We start from the raw sequence: 11,767 nt of genomic DNA, 5'->3' as shown, positions 1-11,767 counted from the left end.
ATAGTATAAAATTACCAACATTTATGATATATTTATATATGTTAGAAAACAATTTATAAGGAGTGATTCTATGAAAAAGGTTACAAGTTTAGTTTTGTCAATTGTTTTTTTGCTGACTCTATTTGGGGATACCAGTTTTGCTCAGTCTGCTTCCTTGGATGGGAAAATTATCTATAGGGCCGATGAAATAACCGATATCGATTTGCTTTTTGAAAGAGCCAAAAATGGAGTCACTGATGAAACAGATAATAACTTCAAGGAGCACATGTCAATACTTGGGGCGGTATCGGATAATGATGTGATAAGACACTTTTCTACAACTCAAAAATTATTAGAGGTGAAAAAGAATAATGAGACAATCGAAAACTTTAAAATTGTCTCATTTGTTGTTGTCTCTGAGAATGATGATAGTGGAATTATTCGACCTTTCGGTAGTAAAGATGAGGAGCAATGGGATGGAACATACGGTATAAGAGCTTATTCAACTGTATACTTTACTAGATCTAGAAATGGAAATTTATACACTTACACGCTAGATTCTGTTTCTGGTGGATGGGATAATATTGACAGCCAATACAGATTGTCTGACCGTCATGTTAGATATGGTGTAACAGGAAATAGAGCAGGGGGAGGGGTTGTGGTGAAGCACGCAGATAAATATCCGACTGGCAATAGTTTCTCATACGATGCTACTTCTGCTATGTCCTATCCCGTTGAAAGTAAGGTTGTAATGGGCCTAAATTCCTACATTACAATTAAACGTGGAACTGACTCAACATGGGAACTAGCTCATCAGAATAATCTTGAATATAATAATTAAGCATAAAATGTTTCGTAGATAATTTTTGAAAAAACTCCAATCTTGGGATGATTAAATATCTTCCTAAGATTGGAGTTTCTTTTCTTCATTTATGCTATTTTAAATTAAAGGTTTCCTCAGTATTATCCCATTTTATTGTAATTTTTATTGAATTATTTTTGCTTGATATTGCGCAACCTGAGCAGGTCACTGGTACTTTTATTGTTCCTTTTTGTAGAGAGATTTCTGTTATTTTGGTATTTTTACCATTATTATCTATTAACAACTCATCAACAGTATTATTTTTCATCTTTTTACCTTTAAAGCGGAATTCATAAGTGCCCTGTTCACTACTGGTTTTAGTATTAATTGTCGATTGATAGCTCCCTTTCCAATTGGTACTCTCACCACTAAAGTTAAGAGTTGTACTGCAACTTACCAGCAACATTAAAACTGAAAAAATAAGAAAAGTTTTTTTTATTGTATCTCACTCCTTTCCTTATACCTAATTTTAACTCTCCTACATTAATTATGCAATTCATAAAACCTGCGTAGGAATTATTGGGAAAATATTCAATTCGAGCATTCTCATGCTATCAGGCGGGCCCCAGTCTTTAACGGTTTTTTTATGTTTAGACATCTAGGACAGATTTCAAAAAACTGATTCCTTAATTACGATTTCCACCGGGATCAGCCGGAATTCGTTTACGTCCGCGAGCCCGCGGTTAGTAATGCGAAGCTCCGGAATGACCGGCAGGGCGATCAGCGAAAACGTCATGAACGGCGCGTTCAGCGGGCATCCGAGCTGCTGCCAGGCGGCCCCCAGCTGCTTGACCTGCGCGGCCACCGTTTCCAGCGGCTGCTCGGACATCAGGCCGGCGATCGCCATCGGCACGGCGGCCAGCACCTGCCCGTCCTGCACGGCGATCATGCCGCCGCCCAGCTTGGCCAGCTCGTTCGCGGCGAAGGCCATGTCCTCAGCGTTTGCGCCCATCACGAGCAGGTTGTGGCTGTCATGCGCCACCGTGGAGGCGACGGCGCCCCGCTTCAGCCCAAAGCCGCGGGTAAACGCTAGCGAAATATCGCCGGAGCCGTGATGGCGGTCGATGCAGGCCAGCGTCAGGACGTCCTGCGCCGGGTCCGGCTGAATGAATCCGTCCGCCACTTTCAGGCTGGCGGTTCCTTTTTGCGTGCGCGCGCTGTTTTCGATGACGTCGATGACATGAACTTTCGTCTCGGCCTTCCCGCTTTGGCTGGCGAGCAAGAAATCGCCCGGCTTCAAAGGGCGGGCCAAATGCACTGAATTTCGCGCGCGTTCCGGATACGGATACGCCGGGAAAGGCACGCGCAGCTCTCCGCTATCGTAAACGACGGTCCCGTCCGCAATCACGGTGGACGGCTCCATCCGCTTTAGATCGGAGATCAGCAGCAGGTCGGCGCATTTTCCCGGGGCGATGCCGCCCACATCAGCGTCCACCTTGAAATAACGGGCCGTGTTGATCGTGCTCATCTGAATCGCGGTGACTGGCTCCACGCCTTCCTCAATGGCCCGGCGCACGACATGGTTCATGTGGCCTTTTTCGATCAGCGTCTGCGGGTACACATCGTCGGTGACCAGCATGATATTGGCCGTATCCGCATGGTCTTCGGTCACGACCTTGATCACTTCCTTGACGTCATGCCAGGCGGAGCCCTCGCGGATCATCAAATGCATGCCGAGGCGCAGCTTAAGCAGCCCCTGCTCCCGCGTGACCGTCTCGTGGTCGGAGGTGACGCCGGAGGCGATGTACGCCTGCAGCATGAGCTTGTCATCGCTGGGGAAATGGCCTGTGACCGTTTTTCCCGCTTCCATCGTCGCTCGGATCTCTCCGCTCATTTTCGCATCTCCGTAAACGACACCAGGGAAGTTCATCACTTCGCCCAGCCCCTCTACACCGTCCCAGGTCATGCCTTCGGCGATGTCCTTGGCTTCCAGCGCCGCCCCGGCGTCCTCCAGGTGGTCGGTGGCCGGCACGCAGGACGGGAACGTGGTGAACACCTTGAGCGGCAGTCCCCGGCCTTCCTCATGCATCCAGCGCACGCCTTCGGCGCCAAACACGTTGGCGATTTCGTGCGGATCCATAAAAACGCCGGTCGTCCCTTTAGCCAAAGCGGCCTTGGCAAACTCGGTCACCGACAGCATCGTGCTTTCCACATGCATATGGCCGTCCAGCAACCCCGGGGCGATGTAACGTCCCGCGGCGTCGATCACGGCCGTCTCCTCGCCGATCGTATGCCCGGCGTCCCCAACGTAAGCGATACGTCCTTGGGCCACGGCGACATCCGTATGCGGCAGCAGTTCCCCGGTGTATACATTAACTAAGGTGCCGTTTTTGACGACCAAATCGGCTTTCTTTTTCCCGACGGCCACTTCCGCCAAAACCCGGCTTACCTCGTACAGCTTTTTTCTTGCAGCAGGTTTCATTCCCCGGTTCACTCCTTTACTGTTCGCTAAAATAGCGCCTTAAAACTCTTCAGTTCTTACGCCTAATCATAACAAAAAAGGCCGCCCTTAGAACAGTGGAGACTGTTCAGGGCAGCCCTTGCCTTTAAGAGGTTGTTCAAAAAGTCCGCTTTTGATCACGAAGTGAATCAAGAAGTAGTTCGGCATCGAATCTTGAATTCAGCCGGGCCTTCCGGTGCTCACGTACCCAAAACGTACGCTCCGCTCCTCAGTCCCTAGCTTCATCCAATCTTCTCGGTGCTTAAAACCGAACTTTTTGAACACACATTTTAAGGCTCGGCTTTAAGCTTTCGCCGGATTTACTTTTTCGATGACTTGGTCGACCAGGCCATACTCTTTGGCTTCGAGAGCGCTCATGAAGTAGTCGCGGTCGGTGTCTTTTTCGATCCGTTCCAGCGGTTGGCCGGTGCGCTCCGCGAGAATGTGGTTCAACTTGTCGCGCATCTTCAGGATCCGGCGGGCCCGGATTTCAATGTCCGTTGCCTGGCCTTCCGCGCCGCCGAGCGGCTGGTGGATCATGATCTCGCTGTTCGGCAGGGCGTAGCGTTTGCCGGGAGCGCCGGCGTTCAGCAGGAACGCGCCCATGGAAGCGGCAAGGCCGACGCAGATCGTGGAGACATCCGCTTTGATGAATTGCATCGTATCGTAAATGGCCATGCCTGCGGTAATCGATCCGCCGGGGCTGTTGATGTAGAGGGAGATGTCCTTCGTCGGATCTTCCGCATCCAGAAACAACATTTGAGCGATGATGGAGTTGGCCACGACGTCATTGACTTGCGAGCCCAGGAAAATGATCCGGTCCTTAAGCAGTCTGGAATAAATGTCGTAGGCGCGTTCGCCGCGGTTGCTTTGTTCAACGACCATAGGAATATAACTCACCGATAAAACCTCCTTAAATTTGGATTCGGTTCGATCAATCATCAGAATTGACGGAAACGATCGATAATAACCTCATCATAAACAATTTATTCGCAAAAGTCAAAGATAGTCAAACTCAAGGGATAAAAAAAGCCCGATGTCATTTATGCAGTCATTCAGGCGATGAAACTCAGCGTTCGGTTATTAGGCAGTTAGTTAAGTATGGCGCGCCCGCGAGGAATCGAACCTCGATCTCAGGCTCCGGAGGCCTACGTCATATCCATTGGACCACGGGCGCAAATCACAAATTTAGCGTGCAAAATTGATTATATGGTATCGTCAAAGGAAATGCAAGTGGTATTTATTAGCATGGGCAAAATTCGCAGCAGACTAGCGCTGGCTTATTATGCGCTGAACCATCTCAGCAAAATTATTTGCCCCGAGTACGCTGCGTATTACTTCTGCTTCAAGCAAGGAACGCCGTGCACACGGCCGTTTAAAAATACGGACGGCTCGACTGAACTCCAGATGGCCCTACCCCTACTTATTTACGGTCGCTGAACCGCTTTTGGATAATCACCGCCGTGCCTGATGCGCTCTCGAAATTCAGGTTTATTTAGCTTCTTAATTCAGTAATTAAAGTAAAAGTAAGGGAAGTGTAGCTTTCAATATGCCTAAACTGGCAAGAACAACAAATAGCGCTATAATGGGTGCAAATATTTTGGAATAAAGAAACTTATCTTTTTTCCCATATTCGACCCCCTTAAAATGATATGGAGTATAAAAATTTTATACCCATATCATATAGTCCTTATTTCATTTTATGTATAGTTATAAGCAGGAACAGAAAACGCTTTTTCAAATAGAACTTCAGCCTCATTAATAGAAAGTGCTTGAATTTGCTGAATCTCTCGAGCAGAAGAATTTCGAAATGTGTTAAAGCGCAGGGAAATCCTCTTCTCAATGTCGGCATTATTGAATGTCACCTTGGCTGCTTTTCCTTTTTTGCTCAAGAGTAAGGACCGCGGTATCTACGGCTTCTTGTCCCTTCACTTCCACCTCGGCAAGTGCCTCATCCAAGGTTATTTCATTTTGCAGAAGCTTGTCCAATGCGCCTTGGGCAGCGTCCTGAAAGGCATCGAGGATCTCGGCATCAACTTGGGTATACAGGTCTGCATAATTAGGATTTGCTTTAAGGGAGTAAAGAGGAGACAAATCATGATCTCCAACCGGTTCCACGTACTCGGTTACAGCAGGCAGCCCGTAATTTGGCTGGTTCTTGGCCAATAGTTGGCTGTTTACCGGATCTCCGGCTATAAATTTAACAAGTTTCATCGCTTCGGCTGCATGTTCTGTGCTTGAAGAAACGCCAAAAAAGTCAAATATTTCGTAGAAATTCATATAATCCGGATTCAAAGGGTCCACCGGAGCTGTAACCATTCCCCAGTCGATCAAGGTAGCTCCTTCAAAATGGGAGAACGGCTCGAAATCATATGCAAAAGCATTGGAACTAACGGTCATAGCGGCATTTTCAGTTAAAAACTTGGGGTGTTCCATCGAATCGGCTTCTTCTCCCTGATCATAAACTGCCCCGGCGCGAAAAGCTTTCACCGCGGCGGTCCAGATGGACTTCCATTTATCCGTATTCATCGTGACCTTCATGGTTTTTGGATCGAGATAAGTCAGGTTTTCCGTTTGACCGGCTTTTAAAATAAAGTTCATGGTAACATTGCGATAATAGTTCATTTGTATTCCATAAAGGGATTTTCCTTGATCATCTTCTGTCGGGAACCGTTCGGCTAATGCAAACACCTCTTCCCAGGTCATTCCGTTTTGCGGGTATGGGATATGATAAGCATCAAATAGCTTCTTGTTATAATAAAGCGCCTCGCTATGAAAAGTAGGCGGAAGAGCATAATACTGGCCGTTATCCGACGCAGCTTCCAAAAGCGACGTAACAATCGGAGAAAGGTCGCCGGATTCCGATCCATTGGTGAACGGGGGAGAAATCGGTTTTAAAATCCCCTTTTCAATAGCCGTCTTATACTGCTCCATACCATTGATGTAAATAACATCCGCTTCACGATTCCAACCCGTTTCTTCGGATACCGGATCACTTGGAATCACTTGAACATCGATATTGGGATATCTGTTTTCAAAAGCATAACCAAAATTAACATAAAATTGCTTGGCGGACGGATAAGCAACTTTGAGGACGACAGGCTCCTCCGGCTGACGCGTTTGGCAGCTTGATAATAAGACTGTCATAAGCGCCAAGCCTATAAATGTACGCGTTATTTTATACATGTTCTGATCCCCTTTATTATAAACGGGTGCAGTTTAGGAAAGCTTGTTCCGCCGACTCCCGACCTTCCCGTACTAGAAATTCACTCGCTGGACAGCATGCGATCAACGTAGGCATTGATCAGGTTATACGCCTGCTCGGAAACGGCATTTTCTTCTTTTGAGGGCTGCAGCATGTAGAAGGCTTCGATATTTTTGTCGGCATTCCCTAATGAAATATAATCGGCCAGCGAAGAAAACCCGTATACGGAACGGTATTCCCACTCCGCCACTTTGCCGGACAAGAAAAATCGGATCAACTCCCAGGCCGCCTCAGTTTGCGTCGAGTTGGCGGGAATCGCCCAAAGTCCCCCTAACGAAATATGATGACTGATTTCCGGAGAGCCTGGACTGACCGGCATGGTGGCCAGTTTCCACTTGATATCGGAGCCTTGCTGCTCTACAACTTTAAAATCTTCGTAATTAACCACGGCCATCGCGTAGTTTTCTGTAATAAAGGCGTTTTGGTTTATATCGTTGATGGCGATATTTCCGCGTTTTAACGGTTCCTTCACCAATTTTAAAATTTTGCCCCATGACGGACTATCTAAAGTGAGCCTGTCCGTATGTTCGTCGTATGCCTGAAGGCTTTCGGTTCTCCCTATATCAATCAACCAATCGGCCGCAGACGGATAGGGTAAGGTTAGGCCTTTCGGAAATCGGTTGGCCAACATAATCGTATCCTCCCAGGACATTTGGTTGCCGGGATATTCCACACCGTATTGATCAAACAGTTGTTGGTTGTAAACTATAGCGCTGCTGAAAAAGGAAGGAGGCAGTCCGTACAGTTCGCCGTTGCCGTAATGTTTCGTTAACTCGACGACACCGGGGATCAGCGTATCCAAAGGAAAGGAATCTCGGGCAACATCATCGTCAAGCTTTAGGAGCAATCCGCTTTCAGCGGCTTCCCGAAAATCATCGTCAGACAAATAAAGCAAATCTACTTCGTTGTTTTTCATCCATTCTTGTAATGTCGCTTTTCCTTTGACGAGATCGTTCGTCGGAACGACGGTATAGCGCAAATTTGGATATTCCAGCGCCAATAGAGAGGCATATCTGTCATCGAAATGTTTTTGCGAGAAGTAACCGATATTTAAACTAAAGCTAACCTCTTTATCTTTAAGAGAAGACGTGTTCCCGGCACAACCCGATACAATCGCCAAATTTAAAGCCATGAAAAATAACAGCAATCCGCGCAATTCCCGAACCTCGTTTCCAATAAATTCTATATACTATAACTATTTTATAGTAAATCCGAATGCAATACCTGTAAATTAAAAAAATCCGGCTCATGCGTTGTCTAATTTCATTCTTAGAGTGGTGTTTATTGGACAACCCTACCGACAAAACTAAAACGGGATGGACAAGAAGCATAGCGATAAAACGGTTTCTTTACTTACCGCCGTATAACCATACCAAAGTTTGAGAATTCTACGGACGTTAGGCTTGCAACCACGCTAAAAATTGGTTAAAATAACGGTGGGACTTAAAAAGTTAACCCGGGACATTTTAAGGCCAAGGAGATGGAGAGAAGAAGGAGCTTGCAGGAATGGAGATCATGCGTAACCTTTTGGAAATTCAGAAGCAGCTTCTGCCTGATCTCATGGACATTCTCAAGAAAAGGTACACCATACTTCATCAGATCATGTTATCTGACGTAATTGGCCGCAGAACCTTGGCAACTTCACTGGATATGACGGAGCGTGTGTTGCGGGCCGAAACGGATCTTCTGAAGGCTCAGGGCCTGATTGAAATCGAGAATATCGGCATGAGAATCAGCGATGCGGGCAGGCTTCTGCTTGAGGAATTGGAGCCGGTGGTCAAGGAGTTGTTTGGCCTCGCCAATTTGGAAGAAGCGATCCGTCAGAGCTACGGCCTGCGCAAAGTCGTGGTCGTCCCTGGAGATTGCGACGCTTCGCCGCTGGTAAAGCGGGAACTGGGGCGCGCGGGAGCCAAGGCGCTCTTAAGCTCCATGAGCGAGGGCGACGGGGTTGCCGTTACCGGCGGAACAACGCTGGCGGAGGTTGCGGAGCAATTGAATCCGCCGCATAACGTGACGATGAAGGACAGCTGGTTTGTGCCTGCGCGCGGAGGATTGGGCGAGAGCCTGGAAATTCAGGCGAACACGATCGCATCCGGGATGGCGAAACGAGTGGGGGCAGGTTACCGCCTGCTGCACGTACCTGATTTGCTCGGCAAGGAAGCTTATGAATCGCTTGTCCACGATCCGAACATCGAAGACATCGTCAATATGATCCGGCAAGCGCGAATCGTGGTGCACGGCATCGGCGACGCGATGGAGATGGCGCGGCGGCGCAAGCTGGAGCCGCAGGTGACCGAACAGATCCGGAAGGAAGGCGCGGTCGCGGAATCATTTGGTTATTATTTTAATGAAGACGGCGTCGTCGTCCACAAAATGCGGACTCTGGGCCTTCGCTTGGAAGACATCATGGAGACGGAAACCGTAATCGGGATTGCCGGGGGCAAAAGCAAAGCCAAGGCGATTCACGCCGTGCTGCGCTTTGGCCAAGAGGACATCCTCGTCATTGACGAGGCCGCCGCTTCGGAGATCGTAGCCCAACTCGGGCAGGATGCCAAGCAAGAAATCAAGTGAAGCTAACGATGTTTACTCATGGCGGGCTTTTAGCCTGTCTTGATTAATAAAAAAACCAACACTAGGAGGAACTATTCATGAGTGTAAAAGTAGGTATTAATGGTTTCGGACGTATCGGACGCCTGGCTTTCCGCCGCATTCAAAACGTGGAAGGCATCGAAGTAGTAGCGATCAACGACTTGACGGACGCCAAAATGCTGGCCCACCTGTTGAAATATGATACAACTCAAGGCCGCTTTGACGGCGAAGTAGAGGTTCATGACGGCTACTTCAAAGTGAACGGCAAAGAAGTAAAAGTTATGGCTAACCGCAATCCTGAGGAACTTCCTTGGGGCGAGCTTGGCGTTGACATTGTTCTGGAGTGCACCGGCTTCTTCACGACGAAAGAAAAAGCCGAGCTTCACCTGAAAGGCGGCGCGAAGAAAGTCGTTATCTCCGCTCCGGCTACCGGCGACATGAAAACGGTCGTTTACAACGTTAACCATGAAATCCTGGACGGTTCCGAAACAGTTGTTTCCGGTGCTTCCTGTACGACCAACTGCTTGGCTCCAATGGCTAAAGCGCTGAACGACAAATTCGGCATCGTTGAAGGTTTGATGACGACGATCCACGCTTACACCGGCGACCAAAATACGCTGGACGCTCCGCATGCGAAAGGCGACTTCCGCCGTGCTCGCGCTGCTGCATCCAACATTGTTCCTAACACGACCGGTGCAGCTAAAGCGATCGGTCTGGTTATTCCAGAATTGAAAGGTAAACTGGACGGCGCGGCTCAACGTGTTCCGGTACCGACCGGCTCCCTGACAGAGCTCGTAACTGTTCTTGAAAAAACCGTTACCGTTGATGAAGTTAACGCAGCGATGAAAGCCGCTTCCGATCCGGAAACGTTTGGTTATACCGAGGAAGAACTTGTATCTTCCGATATCGTGGGCATGACATACGGTTCCTTATTTGATGCGACTCAAACAAAAGTGATGACTGTGGGCAACCAACAGCTCGTCAAAACCGTGGCTTGGTACGACAACGAAATGTCCTACACCGCTCAATTGGTCCGTACTTTGGAATTCTTCGCAAAAAAAGTTAAGTAATATCCCGGCCAACCTGATATAAATCCCAAAGAGGAGCAACCTGTCAATAGGACTCCTCTTTGGTCTTGAAGCAAGAACGATATTCACACACACGCATGTTATAAATAAAAAAATAGAGATACAGACTTACGCTTAGGAGAGAAATCAGAATTATAGCCGTGATGCGCGGTTTTCAAAGCTTGGGAGAACCTGCGCACACCTTTAGGAGGAACGTGGAGATGAACAAGAAAAGTGTACGTGATGTGGAAGTAACCGGAAAACGCGTATTTGTCCGCGTCGATTTCAACGTGCCGATGCAAGACGGGAAAATCACCGACGATACCCGGATCCGCGAAACGCTGCCGACGATCAACTATTTGATCGAAAAAGGCGCGAAAATCATTCTCGCCAGCCACTTGGGACGTCCGAAGGGTCAAGTGAATGAATCGATGCGCCTTACCCAGGCTGCAGAACGCTTGTCCGAGCTGCTCGGCAAGCCGGTAGCCAAAGCCGATGAAGCGGTTGGCGACGTGGTTAAAGCAAAAGTAGCTCAATTGAACAACGGTGACGTACTGGTGCTGGAAAACGTCCGTTTCTATCCGGGCGAAGAGAAAAACGATCCGGAACTGGCCAAACAATTCGCGGAGCTTGCCGATCTGTTCGTCAACGACGCGTTTGGCGCGGCTCACCGGGCGCATGCGTCGACCGAAGGCATCGCGCATTACCTGCCAGCCGTATCCGGCCTGCTGATGGAAAAGGAATTGTCCGTTCTCGGCAAAGCATTGTCGAACCCGGACCGTCCTTTTACGGCCATCATCGGCGGATCGAAGGTGAAAGACAAAATTGACGTCATCGACAACCTGCTGAACATCGCGGACAACGTGCTGATCGGCGGCGGTCTGGCCTATACATTCTTCAAGGCGCAAGGCTATGAAATCGGTCAATCCCTGCTGGATGATAGCAAACTGGATGTTGCCCTCGGCTTCATCGAGAAAGCGAAGAAGCTCGGCAAAAAGTTCCTGCTTCCTGTGGACGTTATCGTAGCCGACGATTTCAGCGCTACGGCCAACCATAAACCGGCCGACATCGACAGCATTCCGGCCGATTGGGAAGGCGTGGACATCGGACCGAAAACGCGGGCAATGTATGCCGACATCATTAAAAACTCCAAGCTGGTCGTTTGGAACGGACCGATGGGCGTATTCGAAATCGACATCTTTGCGAACGGAACGAAGGAAGTAGCCGAAGCTTGCGCCGAGACGAAAGGCTACACGATCATCGGCGGCGGCGATTCCGCGGCAGCAGCCGAGAAGTTCAACCTGGCGTCGAAAATGGACCACATCTCTACTGGCGGCGGCGCGTCCCTCGAATTCATGGAAGGCAAGGCGCTTCCGGGCGTTGTAGCATTGAACGACAGTAAAAGACAATGAAATTGTTCAAAAATCGGGTTTTCAGCACCCAGCACCGAGAAGGTTGGATGAAGCTAGGGACGTCAGGAGCGGAGCGTACGTTTTGGGTACGTGAGCACCGGAAGGCCCGGCTGAATTCAAGATTCGATGCCGAATAAACTTCGTGGTTCACTT

General features: G+C 48.7%; 9 protein-coding genes and 1 tRNA gene. 4 read left to right on the top strand and 6 right to left on the bottom strand.

The features are described 5' to 3' along the window. Nucleotides 1–70 precede the first annotated feature (70 nt). Complete coding sequence (locus NYE74_RS02040; RefSeq protein WP_036627092.1) at nt 71–820, top strand: hypothetical protein; 750 nt, start codon at nt 71–73, stop codon at nt 818–820. Nucleotides 821–914: 94 nt separating this feature from the next. Here the strand turns inward: NYE74_RS02040 and NYE74_RS02035 are convergent, their stop codons facing one another. The 6 genes from NYE74_RS02035 to NYE74_RS02010 all read right to left on the bottom strand — a co-directional run bounded on the left by NYE74_RS02035 (nt 915) and on the right by NYE74_RS02010 (nt 7,702). Continuing rightward, nucleotides 915–1,109, bottom strand: coding sequence for a hypothetical protein (locus tag NYE74_RS02035; protein ID WP_124333556.1), 195 nt, complete (start codon nt 1,107–1,109; stop codon nt 915–917). 342 nt (nt 1,110–1,451) lie between these two features. Further along, on the bottom strand, nt 1,452–3,263 hold the full coding sequence (ade, locus tag NYE74_RS02030) for an adenine deaminase (protein ID WP_036627090.1): 1,812 nt from the start codon (nt 3,261–3,263) through the stop codon (nt 1,452–1,454). Between the two features lie 321 nt (nt 3,264–3,584). Next, nucleotides 3,585–4,181, bottom strand: coding sequence for an ATP-dependent Clp endopeptidase proteolytic subunit ClpP (gene clpP / locus NYE74_RS02025; protein WP_036627089.1), 597 nt, complete (start codon nt 4,179–4,181; stop codon nt 3,585–3,587). Between the two features lie 202 nt (nt 4,182–4,383). Further along, nucleotides 4,384–4,458: transfer RNA gene (locus NYE74_RS02020), tRNA-Arg, on the bottom strand. Nucleotides 4,459–5,132: 674 nt separating this feature from the next. Further along, nucleotides 5,133–6,467, bottom strand: coding sequence for an extracellular solute-binding protein (locus tag NYE74_RS02015; protein ID WP_278738894.1), 1,335 nt, complete (start codon nt 6,465–6,467; stop codon nt 5,133–5,135). A gap of 80 nt (nt 6,468–6,547) precedes the next feature. Further along, entirely contained in the window at nt 6,548–7,702 is a 1,155-nt protein-coding gene (locus tag NYE74_RS02010; RefSeq protein ID WP_036627083.1) for an ABC transporter substrate-binding protein, read from the bottom strand. A 359-nt stretch (nt 7,703–8,061) separates the two neighbouring features. Between NYE74_RS02010 and NYE74_RS02005 the strand changes: the two genes are divergently transcribed. The 3 genes from NYE74_RS02005 to NYE74_RS01995 all read left to right on the top strand — a co-directional run bounded on the left by NYE74_RS02005 (nt 8,062) and on the right by NYE74_RS01995 (nt 11,614). Next, a complete protein-coding gene (locus NYE74_RS02005; RefSeq protein ID WP_036629008.1) occupies nt 8,062–9,117 on the top strand; it encodes a sugar-binding transcriptional regulator in 1,056 nt (351 codons plus the stop codon). 77 nt (nt 9,118–9,194) lie between these two features. Beyond that, nucleotides 9,195–10,205, top strand: a complete 1,011-nt coding sequence (gene gap, locus NYE74_RS02000; protein ID WP_036627081.1) for a type I glyceraldehyde-3-phosphate dehydrogenase — start codon at nt 9,195–9,197, stop codon at nt 10,203–10,205. A gap of 218 nt (nt 10,206–10,423) precedes the next feature. Continuing rightward, a complete protein-coding gene (locus NYE74_RS01995) occupies nt 10,424–11,614 on the top strand; it encodes a phosphoglycerate kinase (protein ID WP_341004570.1) in 1,191 nt (396 codons plus the stop codon). Nucleotides 11,615–11,767 lie beyond the last annotated feature (153 nt).

This window comes from Paenibacillus sp. FSL P4-0127 (assembly GCF_038007325.1).
Classification (GTDB): domain Bacteria; phylum Bacillota; class Bacilli; order Paenibacillales; family Paenibacillaceae; genus Fontibacillus; species Fontibacillus macerans.
The sequence above is the reverse complement of the archived record's forward strand: the minus strand, read 5'-3'. Positions and strand labels throughout refer to the sequence as shown.